The sequence below is a fragment of the Micromonospora sp. WMMD730 genome (assembly GCF_049178955.1).
In the GTDB taxonomy this organism is placed as follows: domain Bacteria; phylum Actinomycetota; class Actinomycetes; order Mycobacteriales; family Micromonosporaceae; genus Micromonospora; species Micromonospora wenchangensis.
On sequence record NZ_JBMHML010000002.1, the window covers coordinates 5,756,264 to 5,773,127 of the forward strand.

At 73.9% G+C, this 16,864-nt stretch carries 13 protein-coding genes, 3 tRNA genes and 1 pseudogene; 6 read left to right on the plus strand and 11 right to left on the minus strand.

What is annotated here, in order from left to right:
• Positions 1-88: 88 nt before the first annotated feature.
• Genes ACN265_RS24405 through ACN265_RS24415 form a run of 3 tightly spaced genes read right to left on the minus strand, consistent with a single transcriptional unit; the run spans position 89 to position 3,022 of the window.
• The gene (locus ACN265_RS24405; RefSeq protein ID WP_421409742.1) at positions 89-1,252 is read right to left on the minus strand and encodes a cystathionine gamma-lyase; all 1,164 of its coding nucleotides are present in this window, start codon (positions 1,250-1,252) and stop codon (positions 89-91) included.
• The gene (locus ACN265_RS24410) at positions 1,249-2,256 is read right to left on the minus strand and encodes an NAD(P)H-dependent glycerol-3-phosphate dehydrogenase (RefSeq protein ID WP_204923771.1); all 1,008 of its coding nucleotides are present in this window, start codon (positions 2,254-2,256) and stop codon (positions 1,249-1,251) included. Before ACN265_RS24410 ends, ACN265_RS24405 begins: the two co-directional genes overlap by 4 nt.
• Positions 2,257-2,296: 40 nt before the next feature.
• Positions 2,297-3,022, minus strand: a complete 726-nt coding sequence (locus ACN265_RS24415) for a lysophospholipid acyltransferase family protein (protein ID WP_420116274.1) — start codon at positions 3,020-3,022, stop codon at positions 2,297-2,299.
• A 128-nt stretch (positions 3,023-3,150) separates the two neighbouring features.
• Between ACN265_RS24415 and cofC the strand changes: the two are divergent.
• The 3 genes and pseudogenes from cofC to ACN265_RS24430 form a co-directional block, all read left to right on the plus strand.
• A pseudogene (cofC, locus tag ACN265_RS24420) lies at positions 3,151-3,801 on the plus strand (2-phospho-L-lactate guanylyltransferase); the annotation flags it as partial.
• A 288-nt stretch (positions 3,802-4,089) separates the two neighbouring features.
• Positions 4,090-6,411 carry an RNA degradosome polyphosphate kinase gene (locus ACN265_RS24425; RefSeq protein ID WP_421409744.1) on the plus strand — a complete coding sequence of 774 codons (2,322 nt, stop codon included), beginning with the start codon at positions 4,090-4,092 and terminating at the stop codon, positions 6,409-6,411.
• Positions 6,412-6,460: 49 nt separating this feature from the next.
• Positions 6,461-7,345 (plus strand): NUDIX hydrolase, encoded by an 885-nt coding sequence (locus ACN265_RS24430; protein ID WP_421409746.1) that lies wholly within the window; start codon positions 6,461-6,463, stop codon positions 7,343-7,345.
• A 55-nt stretch (positions 7,346-7,400) separates the two neighbouring features.
• On the opposite strand, the gene ACN265_RS24435 is transcribed toward ACN265_RS24430, so the two are convergent.
• The 3 genes from ACN265_RS24435 to leuC all read right to left on the minus strand — a co-directional run bounded on the left by ACN265_RS24435 (position 7,401) and on the right by leuC (position 10,362).
• Positions 7,401-8,144 (minus strand): HU family DNA-binding protein, encoded by a 744-nt coding sequence (locus ACN265_RS24435; RefSeq protein ID WP_421409749.1) that lies wholly within the window; start codon positions 8,142-8,144, stop codon positions 7,401-7,403.
• A gap of 172 nt (positions 8,145-8,316) precedes the next feature.
• Positions 8,317-8,904, minus strand: coding sequence for a 3-isopropylmalate dehydratase small subunit (gene leuD, locus ACN265_RS24440; protein ID WP_363794023.1), 588 nt, complete (start codon positions 8,902-8,904; stop codon positions 8,317-8,319).
• A gap of 15 nt (positions 8,905-8,919) precedes the next feature.
• Positions 8,920-10,362, minus strand: coding sequence for a 3-isopropylmalate dehydratase large subunit (leuC, locus tag ACN265_RS24445; RefSeq protein ID WP_204923765.1), 1,443 nt, complete (start codon positions 10,360-10,362; stop codon positions 8,920-8,922).
• Between the two features lie 49 nt (positions 10,363-10,411).
• On the opposite strand from leuC, the gene ACN265_RS24450 reads away from it, so the two are divergent.
• Entirely contained in the window at positions 10,412-11,098 is a 687-nt protein-coding gene (locus ACN265_RS24450) for an IclR family transcriptional regulator (protein ID WP_088646078.1), read from the plus strand.
• 208 nt (positions 11,099-11,306) lie between these two features.
• On the opposite strand, the gene ACN265_RS24455 is transcribed toward ACN265_RS24450, so the two are convergent.
• From ACN265_RS24455 to ACN265_RS24470, 4 genes are all read right to left on the minus strand, one after another.
• Positions 11,307-11,382, minus strand: a tRNA-Glu gene (locus tag ACN265_RS24455).
• A 297-nt stretch (positions 11,383-11,679) separates the two neighbouring features.
• A tRNA-Glu gene (locus ACN265_RS24460) sits at positions 11,680-11,752 on the minus strand.
• A 140-nt stretch (positions 11,753-11,892) separates the two neighbouring features.
• A tRNA-Gln gene (locus ACN265_RS24465) sits at positions 11,893-11,964 on the minus strand.
• A 107-nt stretch (positions 11,965-12,071) separates the two neighbouring features.
• A complete protein-coding gene (locus tag ACN265_RS24470) occupies positions 12,072-12,875 on the minus strand; it encodes a fumarylacetoacetate hydrolase family protein (RefSeq protein ID WP_421409753.1) in 804 nt (267 codons plus the stop codon).
• A gap of 153 nt (positions 12,876-13,028) precedes the next feature.
• On the opposite strand from ACN265_RS24470, the gene ACN265_RS24475 reads away from it, so the two are divergent.
• Together ACN265_RS24475 and ACN265_RS24480 are read left to right on the plus strand one after the other, a co-directional pair.
• Complete coding sequence (locus tag ACN265_RS24475; protein ID WP_204923763.1) at positions 13,029-14,606, plus strand: hypothetical protein; 1,578 nt, start codon at positions 13,029-13,031, stop codon at positions 14,604-14,606.
• A gap of 33 nt (positions 14,607-14,639) precedes the next feature.
• Entirely contained in the window at positions 14,640-15,524 is an 885-nt protein-coding gene (locus ACN265_RS24480; protein WP_421409756.1) for a 3-methyladenine DNA glycosylase, read from the plus strand.
• Between the two features lie 42 nt (positions 15,525-15,566).
• On the opposite strand, the gene ACN265_RS24485 is transcribed toward ACN265_RS24480, so the two are convergent.
• Positions 15,567-16,748, minus strand: a complete 1,182-nt coding sequence (locus ACN265_RS24485; RefSeq protein ID WP_421409758.1) for a cellulose binding domain-containing protein — start codon at positions 16,746-16,748, stop codon at positions 15,567-15,569.
• Positions 16,749-16,864: the final 116 nt, after the last annotated feature.

A 16,864-nucleotide genomic window follows, 5' to 3' on the forward strand; every position in this document is an offset into this window, starting at 1 on the left:
GCAGCGACGGGCCTCGACGGGGAGCGCCGGTCCTGACGTCTGGTGGATCGGACTCACCTCCTCCGGTCGGGGCCCGGGTGGGCCGGCATCACGATAGCGGACCGGCCGCCCCCGCGCCGTCCAGTGCGGCGGTCACGTCGGCGACCAGGTCGGCGGTGTCCTCCACGCCGCAGGAGAGCCGGACGAAGCCGGGAGCGGTGTCGTCGCCCCACTGCGCCCGCCGGTCGGCGCTGGTGTGCAGGCCACCGAACGAGGTCGCGGCGGCGACCAGCCGGGACCCGGCGACGAACCGGGCCACCCGGTCGGCGTCGCCGAGGTCGAACGAGAGCACCCCCGGCATCCGGCGCAGCTGCCGCGACGCCACCGGGTACGCCGGGTCCTCCGGACGGCCCGGCCACCGCAGCCCGGTCACGTCGGGCCGGCCGGCGAGCAGCTCGACCAGCGCCGCCGCGTTGGCGGACTGCCGGGCCAGCCGCAGGTCCAGGGTGGCCAGCGAGCGGTGGGCCAGCCAGGCGTCGAACGCCCCGGGCACCGCGCCGGTGGTGGTGCGCCACCCGGTCACCGTCTCCAGCAGCTCCGCCGACCGGGCCGCCACGTAGCCGAGCAGCAGATCGGAGTGGCCGGTCAACGCCTTCGTGCCGGAGGCGACCACCAGGTCCGCGCCGAGGTCCAACGGGCGCTGCCCCAGCGGGGTGGCGGTGGTGTTGTCCACCGCCACCAGCGCGCCGGCCGCGTGCGCCGCGTCGGCCACGGCGGCGATGTCGGCCACGTCCAGTCCCGGGTTCGCCGGGGTCTCCAGCAGCACCAGCCGTACGTCGTCGAACGACGGGTACGGCCCGGCGGTGGGCACGAAGCCGACCCGTACCCCCATCCCGGCGAGGGTGGCGGTGGCGAACGCCCGGACCGGGAAGTAGCCGTCGGCGGGCAGCAGCACGGTGTCGCCGGGGCGCAGCACGGCCAGCAGCAGCCCGGTGATGGCGGCCTGCCCGGAGGCGAACACCCGGCAGTCGCCGCCCTCCAGCTCGCCGATGGCCGCCTCCAGCAGCCGCCGGGTCGGATTGTCCGGCCGGCCGTAGCCGTTCGGTGTCGCCGCCGGCCCCTGCCACGGGTCGAGGTGGTACGGCGCGGCGAAGACCGGGCCGGGCAGGAACGGCTGCCCCGGCTCCGGCTCGGGCAGCCCGGCGTGCACGCACCGGGTGCCGTCGTGCCAGTGCGTCGTCGGGTCGCCCGGCCCGGTCGGCGGGCCGCTCACTCGTACGACTCCGGCTTGGCGGTACGGCTCATCAGGGTGTCCACCGCGAGTCTCGGGTCCATCCCCTCGTGGCAGATCCGCTCGATCTGTTCGGTGATCGGCATCTCCACCCCGTGCGCGCGGGCCAGGTCCCGGATGGCCAGGCAGCTCTTGACCCCCTCGGCGGTCTGCCGGGTGGCCGCCTGCGCCTGCTCCAGCGTCTCCCCCCGCCCCAGGTGCTCGCCGAAGGTGCGGTTGCGGGCCAGCGGCGACGAGCAGGAGGCCACCAGGTCCCCCATCCCGGCCAGACCGGCGAAGGTGATCGGGTCGGCGCCGAGCGCCACCCCCAGCCGGGCGGTCTCGGCCAGTCCCCGGGTCATCAGCATGGCCCGGGTGTTGTCGCCGAATCCCATCGCGGTGGCGATCCCGTACGACAGCGCGATCACGTTCTTGACCGCCCCGCCCAGCTCGCAGCCGATCACGTCGTCGTTGGTGTACGGCCGGAAGTACGGGGTGCGGATCGACTGCTGTACCAGCTCGGTGCGGCGGGCGTCGGTGCCGGCGACCACGGTCGCGGCCGGCTGTTCGACGGCGATCTCGGGGGCCAGGTTGGGGCCGGAGACCACCACCACCCGGTCCGGGGTGACCCGGGCGGTCTCCACGATCACCTCGCTCATCCGCCGGGTGGTGCCCAGCTCGATCCCCTTCATCAGGGAGACGAGGGTGGCGTCCGGGGCGAGGTGGCCGGCCCACTCGGCGAGGTTGCCGCGCAGCGTCTGCGACGGCACCGACAGCACCACCAGTTCCGCACCGGAGATCGCCTTGGCCGCGTCGCCGGTCGCGGTGACCCGGTCGGGCAGCCGCAGCTCCGGCAGGTAGTCGGGGTTACGCCGGTGGGTGCGGATCGCCTCGACGACCTGCTCCCGCCGGGCGAGGATGGTCACCTCCCGACCGGCGTCGGCGAGGATCTTGGCGAACGCCGTCCCCCAGGAACCGGCCCCCAGCACCGCCACGTGCCCGCTCACGCCACCCCTGCCCCTGCGTCGCACCGGTCGATCCACTGGCTCATTCGGTCCCCTCGGAAGTACGCGGACGGACGGGACGTTCCCACAGCGGCGGCGGTGTGCCACCCCGGACCCCGGCGAGCAGGTCCCGCAGGGTCAGCATGATCTGGTCGGTCATCTCCTCCAGCACCACCCGGCTGGGGGTGGCCCCCGCCCAGCGGCCGAGGTCGACCGGCGGGCCGGCCAGCACCGTCACCGGGGTCCGGGGCCGCAGGCCCACCCGGCTGGTCCGCGGGTCGAAGAGCCGTTCCGGGCCCCACATCACCACCGGGACCACCGGCGCGCCGGTGGCCAGGGCCAGCCGGGCCGCCCCGGTCTTGCCCCTCATCGGCCACAGGTCCGGCTCCCGGGTGATGGTGCCCTCCGGATAGATCACCACCGCGCCTCCGGCGTCCAGCGCGGCGACCAGCCGGTCCAGCGACTTGACCGCGGTGGCGGTCTCCCGTTCCACCGGGATCTGCCGGCAGCGGTGCAGGATGTAGCCGACCACCGGCACCCGGAACACGCTGGCCTTGCCGAGGAACTGCGGCCACCGCCCGGCCTCGTAGATGAAGTGGGCGCAGACCAGCGGGTCGGCGTGCGAGATGTGGTTGGGCACGATGATGACGCCCCCGGGGCGGCGCAGCTGCTCGATCCCGTGCCAGGTGCGCCGGGTCCAGGCCAGCATCACGGGCTTGACCAGCGCCACGGCGAACCGTCGCCAGAAACCCAGCCTGCGCCGTGCCACCGTGCCTCCTCGTCACCCCACCCGCGTGCCGCACCCCCACCGTTGCGTGCCCGCAGCGGAAATCATGCCTGCTCGTCCCGGGTACGGCCAGTGCGGGTACCACCGCCGCCGCTGGCAGGATTGTCGACGTGGGCCAGGCGAGGTGGGTGGCGGTGGTGCCGGTGAAGCGGCTCCACGCGGCGAAGAGCCGGTTGCGGGGGGCGCTGCCGGCCGTACCGCACGAGGAGCTGGCGCTGGCGCTGGTGGCCGACACGGTCGGCGCGGTGCTGGCCTGCCCGGCGGTGGCCGAGGTGCTGGTGGTCACCGCCGACCCGCGGGTGGCCGCGACGGTCGGCGCGGCCGGCGCGCGGGTGGTGCCGGACCACCCGGACGCCGGGTTGAACGCCGCCCTGCGGCACGGCGCGCAGGCGGCGGCCGACGACGGCCGGAGCTGGCTGGCCGCCCTCACCGCCGACCTGCCGGCGCTGCGCCCGGCCGAACTGGCCGCCGCGCTGCACGCGGTCGGCACCGGCCCGACGGGGGTACGCCGGTTCGTGGCCGACGCCCCCGGTACCGGGACCGTGCTGCTCACCACACCTCCCGGGGTGCCGCTTGCGCCCCGGTTCGGGGCCGGCTCGGCGGCGGCGCACCTGGCCTCCGGGGCGGTGCCGCTGCCCGGTGCCTGGCCGAGCCTGCGCCGCGACGTGGACACCGCCGCCGACCTGGCCGACGCGGCCCGGCTCGGTCTCGGCCCGGCGACCGGCGCGCTCACCGGCGTCGGCCCGGCGGCCCCCGGCCGGCGGCCCCGCGCCGACCGGCCGGTGTACGGTGCTGGCATGCAGGGCACCGTGGCGACCTTCGACGCGCAGAGCCGCACCGGCGTGCTGCTGCTCGACGACGGCACCGAGCTGCCCTTCCCGGCCCGCGCCTTCGACGCCTCCGGGCTGCGGCTGCTCCGCCTCGGCCAGCGGTTGACGGTGCACACCGATCCGGACGGCGGGGTCGTCCGGGTGACGTTGCCGACGATGGTCTGAACAACGCGGCCCAAGTTCATTTTGCGTTAACCGTAATCGGGTGATTATGAGCGGGTGAGCACCCCTCGCGAGCACCCCACCAGCCCGTCCGCCGCCACCGACCCGACCCGCAACGGCACCCGCCGTCGCAGCGGTTCCCGCACCCGCCGCGCCCCGGAGGAGGTCTCCACCACGGCCCCCGACTCCCCCGGCGCCAGCGCCGCCGGGGCCTCCGCCGGCCTGGACGAGGTGCTCGACACCGACGACCGCCCCGCCGACGGCGTCCCGGCCGGCGGCGAGGGGCCGACGGGCGACGGGCCGCCCGCCGTCGCGCCGCTGCCGGCGGACCGGTTCCTCAACCGGGAGCTGTCCTGGCTCGACTTCAACGGCCGGGTGCTGGCCCTGGCCGAGGACCCGCGCACGCCGCTGCTGGAACGGGCCAAGTTCCTGGCCATCTTCGCCAGCAACCTCGACGAGTTCTACATGGTGCGGGTGGCCGGGCTCAAGCGCCGGCTCTCCGCCGGCCTGCCGGTACGCGGCGGGGACCGGCTGCCGCTGCGCACCCAGCTGGAGCGGATCACCGAGTGCGCCGCCGGGCTGGTCGCCCGGCAGGCCGCCTGCTTCGTCGACGACCTGCTGCCGCAGCTCGCCCGGGAGGACATCCGGATCATCCGCTGGGCGGAGCTGGACGACCCGGAGCGGGAGCGGCTGCGCACCTACTTCCGGGAACACATCTTCCCGGTGCTCACCCCGCTCGCGGTGGACCCGGCGCACCCGTTCCCGTACATCTCCGGGCGGTCGCTGAACCTGGCGGTGGCGGTGCGGGACCCCGACGGCGGGTCGGAGCTGTTCGCCCGGGTGAAGGTGCCCAACAACGTGCCCCGTTTCGTCCGGGTGGGCCGGGACCAGCCGGGGCTGCGGATGCTGCCCGTGGAGGACCTCATCTCGGTGCACCTGGGGCAGCTCTTCTCCGGCATGCAGGTGGTCGAGTGCCACCTGTTCCGGGTCACCCGCAACGCCGAGGTGGAGGTCGACGAGGACCGCGACGAGGACCTGCTCCAGGCTCTCGAACGGGAGCTGGCCCGGCGGCGGTTCGGCCCGCCCGTCCGGCTGGAAGTCGCCGCCTCCATCTCCGACCACATGCTGGAGCTGCTGGTCCGCGAGCTGGACATGGACGACCACGACGTGCTGCGGGTGCCCGGCCTGCTGGACCTGTCGGCGCTGTGGCAGCTCTACGGCGAGGCGGACCGCCCCGACCTGAAGGACAAGCCGTTCGTGCCGGCCACCCACCCCCGGCTGGCCGAGGGCGAGGTGCCGCGCAGCGTCTTCGCCACCCTGCGCGACGGCGACGTGCTGGTGCACCACCCGTACCACTCGTTCGCCACCAGCGTGCAGCGCTTCGTCGAGCAGGCCGCCGCCGACCCGAACGTGCTGGCCATCAAGCAGACCCTCTACCGCACCAGCGGCGACTCCCCGATCGTCGACGCGCTTGTCGACGCCGCCGCCGCCGGCAAGCAGGTGGTGGTGCTGGTGGAGCTGAAGGCGCGCTTCGACGAGGTGGCGAACATCGGCTGGGCGCGCACCCTGGAACGGGCCGGCTGCCACGTCGTGTACGGCCTGGTCGGGCTCAAGACGCACTGCAAGACCGCCCTGGTGGTACGCCAGGAGGGCAACCAGATCCGCCGGTACTGCCACATCGGCACCGGCAACTACCACCCCAAGACCGCCCGGCTGTACGAGGACTTCGGCGTGCTCACCGCCGACCCGGAGATCGGCGCGGACCTGACCGACCTGTTCAACGTGCTCACCGGCTACAGCCGGCAGACCGCGTACCGGCGGCTGCTGGTGGCCCCGCAGGGCATCCGCAGCGGGTTGGTGGAGCGGATCGAGCGGGAGATCGCACACGTCCGGCTGGGCATGCCGGGGCTGGTGCAGTTCAAGGTGAACTCGCTGGTCGACGAGGAGATCACCGACGCGCTCTACCGGGCGTCGCAGGCCGGGGTGCACGTGGACCTGCTGATCCGGGGCATGTGCACGCTGCGGCCGGGGGTGCCGGGGTTGTCGGAGAACATCCGGGTCCGCTCGATCCTCGGCCGGTTCCTGGAACACTCGCGGATCTTCCGGTTCGGCAACAACGGCGACGCCGAGTTCTGGATGGGGTCGGCCGACCTGATGCACCGCAACCTCGACCGCCGGGTGGAGGCGCTGGTGCAGGTCAGCGACCCGGTCGCCCGCGCCGAGCTGGACCAGGTGATGACCACCGCGATGAGCCCGGACGTGGACGCGTTCGAGCTGGCCGCCGACGGCAGCTGGAGCCGGCGGACCGGCACCCCCGAGGAGCCGCTGCACGACCTGCAGGAGCTGCTGCTGCGCCGGGTGGGCGGTTCCGACGGCTGAGCCGGGCGGCCGGCCGGTACGGGGGATCGCCCGGACGTAGGGTGATCGGATGGTGGACGAGGAGCCGGTCGGCATCCGGGCGGCCGGTGGGGTGGCGTGGCGGCCGACCGACGACGGCGGGATCGAGGTCTGCCTGGTGCACCGGCCCCGCTACGGCGACTGGTCGCTGCCCAAGGGCAAGCTGGAACGGGGCGAGCATCCGTTGCTGGCCGCCGTGCGGGAGGTGGCCGAGGAGTCCGACGTCCGCGCGGTGCCGCAGGTCCGGCTGCCCAGCGTGCGGTACCGCAGTGAGGGCCGGCCGAAGCTGGTCGACTACTGGTCGATGCGGGCCGTGGGCACCGGCGGATTCCAACCGGGCACCGAGGTCGACGACGTGTGCTGGCTCGACGTCGACGCGGCGGTCGCCCGGGTGAGCTACCCGCACGACGCGCAGGTGCTTGCCGCGTTCGCCACCCTGCCCCGGGTCACCGGCACGGTGGCGCTGGTACGGCACGCGCACGCCGGCAGGCGGGCCACCTGGTCGGGGCCGGACACCGGCCGCCCGTTGGACGCCGAGGGGGTCACCCAGGCGCAGGCGTTGGCCCCGCTGGTCGCCCTGGTCCAGCCGGTACGGCTGCTGTCGGCCTCGCCCCGCCGGTGCGTGCAGACCCTCGGGCCGGCGGCCGCCGCGCTGGGCCTGCCGATCGAGGTGTGCGGTGACTTCGACGAGCCGCAGCCGGGCCAGCAGGTCGACGAGTGCGCGTTGGCCGCCGCCGGCCGGCTGGTCGAGCTGGCCGCCACCGGGCAGCCGGTCGGGGTGTGCAGCCAGGGCAAGGTGATCCCGGGCGCGTTGGCCCGGCTGGCGGGACGCGACGACGACTTCGGCACCGCCAAGGGCGGCGGCTGGCTGCTCGCCTTCACCGCCGACGGGCTGCTCGCCGCCGACCGGTTCTGAACACACCGACGGGCGTCCACCGTGCCGGTGGACGCCCGTCGGGTCGTACCCGGTGTCAGCGCTTGGCTGCGGCCTTGCGGGCCGGTGCCTTCTTGGCCGGCGCCTTCTTCGCGGCGGTCGCCTTGGCGGCCGTGCTCTTGGCCGCGGTGGCCTTCTTGGCCGCCGGGGTGCGGGCGGTGGTCGACTTGGTCGCCGTGGCGGTCTTCTTGGCCGGTGTGGCCTTCTTGGTGGCCGCCTTGGTCGCGGCGGTGGCCTTGGTGGCGCTCGCCGTGGTGGTCTTGCGGGCTGGGGTCGCCGTCGTCTTCTTGGCGGCGGTCGCCTTCGCCCCGGTGGCCTTCGCCCCGGTCGCCTTGGTGCCGGTCGCCTTGGCTGCGGTCGCCTTGGTGCCGGTGGCCTTCGCGCCCGTGGCCTTGGTGCCGGTCGCCTTGGCTGCGGTGGCCTTCGCACCTGTCGCCTTGGCGCCGGTGGCCTTGGTGGCCGCCGTGCTGGTGGTCTTCTTCGCCGGAGCGGCGGTCTTCGGCACCTTGCCGGTGGCCACCATCTCCTTGAAACCGGCGCCCGGCTTGAAGGCCGGGACGGATGTCTTCTTGACCTTCACCGCCTCACCGGTACGCGGGTTGCGCGCTGTTCGCGCCGCCCGGACACGCTTTTCGAACGATCCGAATCCGGTGATCGCCACTTTGTCGCCCTTGGTGACCGCCGCCTGGACCTCGGCGAGGACCGCGTCGAGCGCCGCCGTCGCCGACTTCCGGTCCCCCAGGCGAGCGGCGAGCGCCTCGATGAGCTCGGCCTTGTTCACGACTTCCTCCCGATTGTGCAACTGACTCGACGCGAGCCATTCTGCGCGCACCGTATGCCCTGTGCTGCCTGGACACAAACATTCGGTGGAAAAAAGCCCTTGTGTCGTAACGGATTCGCCCCCACCGGATGAACCGGTGGGGGCGAAAACGGTGCCGTGGCCCGGCGTACGGCTAGACCACGGCGGGGGTGAACGACGGTCGGCCGGCCTCGTACGCCTCAATGTCGGCGACGTGCCGCAGGGTGAGTCCAATGTCGTCGAGGCCCTCCATCAGCCGCCAGCGGCTGTGGTCGTCGAGCGGGAACGACCAGGTGGAATCCCCGACCCGGACCTCACGGGTGGTCAGGTCGACCGTCACCGCAGTGGTCGGATCGGCCTCCACGAGGTCCCAGATCTGCTCGACCGCGGTCAGTTCCAATTCGACCGGGAGGAGCCCTTCCTTGAGCGCGTTGCCCCGGAAGATGTCACCGAACCGGGGCGAGACGACCGCCTGGAAACCCCCGTCGCGCAGCGCCCACACAGCGTGCTCCCGGGACGACCCGGTGCCGAACTCCGGCCCCGCCACGAGGATGGTGGCCCCGGAATACGCCGGGTTGTTGAGCACGAATGCGGGATCGTCGCGCCAGGCCCGGAAGAGTCCGTCGGCGAAGCCGGTACGGGTCACCCGCTTGAGGTACACGGCCGGGATGATCTGATCGGTGTCCACATTGGAGCGGCGCAGCGGCGCCGCGGTGCCGGTGTGGGTGGTGAACTTGTCCATCTCTCGGCTGCCCTTCTACAGATCGGCCGGGGCGGCGAGCCGGCCGGTCACGGCGGTGGCGGCGGCGACCGGCGGCGACACCAGGTGGGTGCGCCCGCCCCGGCCCTGCCGGCCCTCGAAGTTGCGGTTGGAGGTCGAGGCCGAACGCTCGCCCGGCTTCAGCGTGTCGGGGTTCATGCCCAGGCACATCGAGCAGCCGGCGAACCGCCACTCCGCTCCGGCGTCGGCGAAGACCTTGTCCAGGCCCTCCGCCTCGGCGGCCTCCCGCACGGCGGCGGAGCCGGGCACCACCAGCATGCGTACCCCGTCGGCGACCCGGTGGCCGCGCAGCACGTCGGCGGCGGCGCGCAGGTCCTCCAGCCGGCCGTTGGTGCAGGAACCGACGAACACCACGTCGACGGCGAGGTCGCGCAGCGGGGTGCCCGGGGTGAGGTCCATGTACTCCAGGGCCCGGCGCGCCGCGGTCCGCTCGGCGTCGGTGGTGAACTCCTCCGGGTCCGGCACGGCCGCGCCGAGCGGGGCCCCCTGGCCGGGGTTGGTGCCCCAGGTGACGAACGGGGTGATCCGGCTCGCGTCCAGGGTCACCTCGGCGTCGAAGGTCGCGCCGTCGTCGGTGGGCAGCGTCCGCCAGTAGGCCAGCGCCGCGTCCCAGTCGGCCCCGGCCGGCGCGTGCGGCCGGCCCTTGAGGTACGCGAAGGTGGTCTCGTCCGGCGCGATCAGGCCCGCCTTGGCGCCCCACTCGATGGACATGTTCGCCACCGTCATCCGGCCCTCCATCGACAGCGCCCGGATGGCCTCGCCCCGGTACTCCACGATGTGGCCGCGTCCGCCGCCCGTGCCCACCTGCGCGATCAGCGCGAGGACCAGGTCCTTGGCGGTGACGCCGGGGCCGAGCTGACCGGTCACGTTGACCGCCATGGTCTTCGGGCGGGCCTGCGGCAGGGTCTGGGTGGCCAGGACGTGTTCGACCTCACTGGTGCCGATGCCGAAGGCCAACGCGCCGAACGCGCCGTGGGTCGCGGTGTGGGAGTCGCCACAGACGATCGTCATCCCCGGCTGGGTGACGCCCAGCTGGGGGCCGATCACGTGCACGATGCCCTGGTTCTCGTCGCCCAGGGGGTGCAGCCGCAGGCCGAACTCGGCGCAGTTGCGGCGCAACGTCTCGATCTGGGTACGCGAGGTCGGGTCCGCGATCGTCAGCAGGTCGCCCCGGCGCAGCCGGAACGCGGGGTCGTCGTACCCGGTCGGGGTGTTGTGATCCTCGGTCGCGAGCGTGAGATCGGGGCGGCGGACCCGCCGGCCGGCCTGGCGCAGCCCGTCGAACGCCTGCGGGCTGGTCACCTCGTGCAGCAGGTGCAGGTCGATGTAGAGCAGGTCCGGCTCACCCTCGGCGGTCCGTACGACGTGCGCGTCCCAGACCTTCTCGGCCAGGGTCCTCGGTTGAGTGACTCCCACCATCTGGACATCCTAAATTCTGGGAGGTAAATTTCGGCTTGTGGGACACAGTATGAGCGGTGTCGGCGTCCTCGACAAGGCGGTGGTCATCCTGGCCGCCTGTGTCGACGGCGCCAGCCTGGCCGAACTCGTTGAACGCACCAAGCTGCCCCGAGCCACCGCACACCGGCTGGCCCAGGCCCTGGAGATCCACCGGATGCTGGTCCGGGACACCCAGGGGCGATGGCGTCCCGGGCCCCGGCTCGGCGAGCTGGCCAACGCCGCCCCGGACGTCCTGCTGACCGCCGCCGAGCCGCTGCTCGCCGCGCTGCGCGACGCCACCGGGGAGAGCGCCCAACTCTACCTGCGCCGGGCCGACGAACGGGTCTGTGTGGCCGCCGCCGAGCGGGCCAGCGGCCTGCGGGACACCGTGCCGGTCGGCTCGGTGCTGCCCATGACGGCCGGCTCCGCGGCGCAGATCCTGCTCGCCTGGGAGCCGCCCGAGGCGGTCATGCCGCTGCTGCCCCGGTCCAAGTTCACCGGCCGCACCCTCGCCGAGGTACGCCGCCGGGGCTGGGCGCAGAGCGTCGCCGAACGGGAGGCCGGTGTGGCGAGCGTCTCCGCGCCGATCCGGGACCGCACCGGCCGGGTGATCGCCTCGATCAGCATCTCCGGCCCGATCGAGCGCCTCGGCCGCCGCCCCGGCGAACGACACGCCATGGCCGTCGTCCGCGCCGGCCAACGCCTCTCCGGCCTCTGACCACCCCCTCCCCCACCCCGCCCCTCTCCACCCCCACCCGCCTCTGACTCGGTGATCAAGAGGTTTGCGTCATGTTTCAGAGATCGAAGTGACGCAAACCTCTTGATCACCGAGGCGAGGGCGGCGGGGACAGGTGGGACCGGCGAGGTGGGAGGCGAGGGGGAGACGGCGATCGGCCCGCCTCGCGGGGCGAGACGGGCCGATCGTGTGGTAGCCCCGACCGGATTCGAACCGGCGCTACCGCCTTGAGAGGGCGGCGTCCTGGGCCACTAGACGACGGGGCCAGGCACTTTTTCCTGCTTCACCACCCCGTGGGGCGGTGCGGCATTAGTCTAACGGCACCGGCACCCGGCCCCCGAGACGGGGGTCGGCATCCCGGCGAGGTCGGTGCCCGGGTGGCGAAACAGGGGCGTCCGAGCGGCCGGTATAGCGCAACGTCACCACAAGCGGGCCCAGCCAGACGAGCGGGCCGGCCAGACGAAGCGGGCCCAGGCACACGAGCGTGGCCGGCCGGCCACGCGCACTCCCCCTGGACGCGAAGAAGCCCGTCCCAGCGAACGTGGGACGGGCTGTCAGCGTTGTAGCCCCGACCGGATTCGAACCGGCGCTACCGCCTTGAGAGGGCGGCGTCCTGGGCCACTAGACGACGGGGCCAGAACATAGCTAGTGCTTCCCTGCCCTGCCGGGCGGGGAAGCTGCACTCTATCAGAGATCAACTTCGCCCCGATGACGGGGACGGAGCCGATCTCCGTCAGAATCCAGCGTCCACGGATTCGGGTGAACCCGCGATTGCGCTGGGGTACCAGGACTCGAACCTAGACTAACTGAACCAGAATCAGTTGGGCTGCCAATTACCCCATACCCCATTGGCCCCTTGTGGCGCCGGGAAGGAACTTTACCCTCCCCGCGCCAACAGGCCAAATCCAATCCCCCAAACCGCCTGTGAGCTGCGGAAACAGGGGTGTCGTACGGGTCAGGCGACCGGTACCACCGTGTTGGTGAGCTCGCCGATCCCCTCGATCCGTACGGTGACCGTATCCCCGTCAGTGAGCGGACTAACCCCGGCCGGGGTGCCGGTCAGCACCACGTCCCCGGGCAGCAGCGTCATCACGTGCGAGATGTACGACACCAGCGCCGGCACGTCGAAGACCATGTCCTTGGTCCGGCCGAGCTGACGTACCTCCATCTCGTCCGGGTTGCGCCCCACCTCGCAGCGCACCTCCAGGTCGGAGACGTCCAGACCGGTGGTGATCCAGGGGCCGATGGGGCAGAACGAGTCGAACCCCTTGGCCCGGGTCCACTGCGAGTCGGAACGCTGCAGGTCCCGCGCGGTGACGTCGTTGGCGCAGGTGTAGCCGAAGACGGCCTTCGCGGCGGCGGCCCGGTCGGCCCGGCGGGCACCCGGTGCGCCGATCACCACGGCCAACTCGGCCTCGTGCTCCACCTGCCGGGAGAAGATCGGCAGCCGGATCGCGTCCCGGGGACCGATCACCGAGGTGGACGGCTTGAGGAAGAGCAACGGCTCCTTCGGCACCTCGTTGCCGTGCTCGGCGGCGTGCTCGGCGTAGTTACGCCCCACACAGACCACCTTGCTGGGCAGGATCGGCGACAGCAGCCGCACGTCGGAGAGCGCCCACCGGGCACCGGAGAACTGGATCTGCCCGAACGGGTGGCCCTCGATCTCGGCGACGGTCAGACCCTGCGGCCCGGCCTCCGACTCGCCCTCGACGACCCCGAACGACATTCCCTTGGCATGAGCGAAACGAGCGATACGCACCCGGCCAATCTATCCCCACGCCCGGCGTCACCCGTCGACCACCGGGACGTCGGCGCAGCGTAGGCCATCGGCCGGCGCGGCGGGCGGGGTTCGCCGCTTCGTACCCGCCCGGAGGGTGCGTGCTCCTAACGTCGGCTCCGGAGGTTCGTTGGTATGCCTGCATCGAGACGACACCACAGGGCCCTCGCGGTTTTCGTGAACTGCCTGGGCATCCTCGCCGCCGTACCGGCGCTGCCCGGTACCGGCCCCGCACCCCACGCCACCCCGGCCGGCCCGGCGGCGACCGCTGCGGCGGCAGGGCCCGCCACGACGGCCGGACCGCCTCGGGCACCGGCGGGCCACGCCGGCCCGGCGGAACCGGGCCGGGCACCGACGGGGCCGGTCACCCGGGCCCGACCGGCCGCCACCGCCCGGCCCGCCGTACCGGCCCGCCTCGCCGCCTGGGCGACGCCGGTGGCCCCGACCCGGGAGGCGGCACCTCCCCGACCGGCGCGGGCCGCGCCCGGTGTGGCGGCCAGCGGCGCGGTCGTACCGGTCACCCCGACCGCGCCGGCCCCCGGCATGACCACCGCCGGCAACCCGGGCGCGCCCCGGCCGGCACCGCAGGTCACCGTGGCCGTGGCGCCCGCCGCGACGGGGGTGCCGGGTTACCGGATCATGGTGCGCAACACGGGCGGCTCGACGGTGCAGACGATGGTCCGGCAGGAGTTGCCGGCCGGCACCTCGACCACCGCGGTCAGCGCGGGTGGCCTGGTCACCCGACCGGGCGGGGCGGGCGCGGGCGGGGAGGTCACCTGGCGGCTCGTCCTGCCGGCCGGAGCGACCCGGACCCTGGACACCGCCCTGGCCGCCGCCGCGCCGGGCCGGGCGCTGACCGCGCCGGCCTGCGCGTACACCGGTGACGGCGACCAGCCGTACGACTGCGCGACGGCCACCTGGCGCAGCGGGGCGGCCCCGGAGGCGTTCGTGCCCGCGACGCCGGCCTGGCGGCAGCCCCCGATCCTGCTCGGTGCGGCCCTGGTGGTGCTGGCGCTGCTGGCCGGCGCGCTCTGGTGGTGGCGGCGGGCCCGGCGACGGGTGGGCGGGATCGAGCCGACCGGCACCGCGCCGGTGGCGGCCGGCTCCCCGCCGTACGCGGGCGGTCCGGCGGCCCCGGGCGGCGGGACGGTGTACCCGCGCCCCGCCGTACCCGGAGAGGTCCGGCGACGCCGCAGCCCGTCGGTGTGGCTGGTGGTGGGGGTGGCCGCGACGGTGCTGGCCGCAGTGGTCTTCGCCGCCGCCTGGACGGCCACCCGCGAGGTCGCCGCCATCGACACCACCAAGCAGCCGACCGCCGGGGCGTGGACGGGCACGACCATGACCGGCCCGGTCGGCACCCCGCTGCGGGAGAAGGCGTTCGAGTTCACCGTCTACCGGGTGGCCTGCGCCACCGCGAGGGTGGCCAGCCAGCAGTGCCAGGCCACGGTCGGGGTGCGCAACGTCACCCCGGAGCAGCAGAGCTGGCACGGTCAGCTCCAGCGCGCGTACCTGCCGGGTGGGAGCTGGGTGAGCACCGACGAGGACGCCACCCGGCTGGCGAACCTGGGACGCGACGTCTTCGCCCAGCCCGTCTCGGCGGGCAGCCGGGTGGTGCTGCCGCTGGTCTTCACCGTGCACGGCGCGCAGAAGCCGAAGCAGTTGGAGCTGCGCAGCGGGGTGTTCTCCGCCGGGGTCCGGGTGGACGTGCCCTGAGCGGGGGCGGGCGGCGGTCGTACCCTGAGGGGTGTGACCGCCGCCCTCGCCCCCGCCGCCCTCGACGCGGCCGACTGGCAGGCCCGGCGGGCGGCCCACGCGGCGCGGGTGGCCACCTGGTTGGACCCGCACCTGGCCCGCCGCCGCACCGGCGGCCGGCATCCGGTGGAGGATTTCCTGTTCACCTACTACTCCTACCGCCCGGCGCAGTTGCGTCGTTGGCATCCGGGCGCGGGGGTGCTGCTGCGTGACGCGGACCCGGCCGAGTTCGGCCGGGACTACCGCGCCGACCCCGCCGGGGTCACCCTCGACACCGACCGGGTACGCGCACGCCGCGTCGACTCGATCGGCTGGATCAGAGCGTTGCTGGCCGCGACCGCCGGCCGACCGGCGCACCTGGGCTGCTTCGGGATGCACGAGTGGGCGATGGTCTACCGGCAGACCCAGGAGGAGGTCCGGCACAACGCCTGGCCGCTGCGGCTCAGCCCGGACGACACCGCCGCCGTGGTCCGCGAGCGGGGCGTTCGGTGCAGCCACTTCGACGCGTTCCGGTTCTTCACCGCGCCGGCCCGGCCGCTGAACCTGCTCCAGCCGAGCCGGGAGACCCAGCACGCGTTGGAGCAGCCGGGTTGCCTGCACGCCAACATGGATCTCTACAAGTGGGCGTACAAGCTCTCCCCGCTGGTCGCCTCGGAGCTGGTGGCGGACTGTTTCGCGCTGGCCCGGCAGATCCGGACGCTGGACATGCGGGCCAGTCCCTACGACCTGGCCGCCCTCGGCTACCCGCCGGTGCGGGTAGAGACCGCCGAGGGCCGGGCCGAGTACGCGGCGGCGCAGCGCGGCTTCGCCGAGCGGGCCGCCGTGCTGCGCGCCCGCCTGCTGACCGCACTGGACCACGCCACGGCGGCTGCCGGCTGACCCGGGCGAGGGTCCGGACCGGGGCCCGGACCCTCGGGCGGATCAACTGGCGGTGCAGGTCGCCGTGGGGGCGGTGGCGGTGCCGGTGTGGGTGCCGAGGAACCCGAAGGTGGCCTCGGCGGCCGGGGCGAGCGCCCCGTTCCAGTTCACGTTGCGGGCGGTGACCGCGCTGCCGGTCTGGGTCAGGTCGGCGTTCCAGGTCTGGGTGATCTGCTGCCCGGCGGGCAGGGTGAAGGTGACCCGCCAGCCGGTGGTCCGCGCGGTGCCGGTGCTGCGGACGGTCACCTCGCCCTGGTGCCCGCCCTGCCACTGGTTGGTGATCCGGTAGCTGGCGGTGCAGGCCACCCCGGCCGGCGGCGAGGTGGTCGGCGGGTCGACGGTGGGTGACCCGGTGGGCGGGACCGTGGGGCTGACCGTCGGGCTCGACGGGCCGGTGGGGGCGGGCGAGCCGGTCGGGGTGGTCGTCGGGGTGACCCCGCCGAGGGCGGCCACCAGCGCCGGGTACCACCGGTCGGACATCTTCTGGTCGCCGGCCGCGTTGGGGTGCACCCCGTCGTAGGTGTCGGTGGTGGTGCTGAACCCGGTCCACTGGTCGACCACGACGATCGGCGACGCGGCGGTGGTCTTCCCCGCCGCCCAGCCGTCGATCACGGCGTTGAGGGCCACCGCCCGCTGCCCGCACTCGGCGCAGCTCGACGGGGCCATCGGGATGATCTTGGCGACGATGATCCGCATCGCCGGGTTGCTGACCCGCATCTGGTCCACCAGCTTCGAGTACGCGGCGAGGATGGTGGCCGGGGGGATGTTGCTCCACACGTCGTTGGTGCCGAAGTGCATGAGCACGACGTCGGGGTGGGTCGCGGCGAGCCAGCCGGGCAGCAGGTTCTGGTTGGCGACGTTCGTCACCAGGTAGCCGCCGTGACCCTCGTTGTCCCCGTCGTACGGCTGCCCGCAGCCCTGCGGGCCGAGGGTGCCGACGAAGTCGACGTCGGTGTGGCCGGTGGACTGCAGGCGGTTCCACAGCAGGGAACGCCAGCAGCCGGGCGAGCCGGTGATCGAGTCGCCGAGCGGCATCACGCGGACCGGGGTGGCGGCGGCGGGGTGGGCCGCCGGGGTGGCGGCGGCGGGGTGGGCCGCCGGGGTGGCGACCAGCCCGACGAGCAGGGTGAGGGGGACGGCCGCGAACGCGGCGAGCAGGGCGGAGAGGAACGGCCTTCGGAGCATGGTGAGGGGACTCCTGTCACGTGACGACGTGCGGTCGGTGACGGCCCGGTTGCTCCCACGGACATCCCATCAGACCGGCCGCCCCGACTCAACGCCCTCCCGCATCCTGGCGAAGC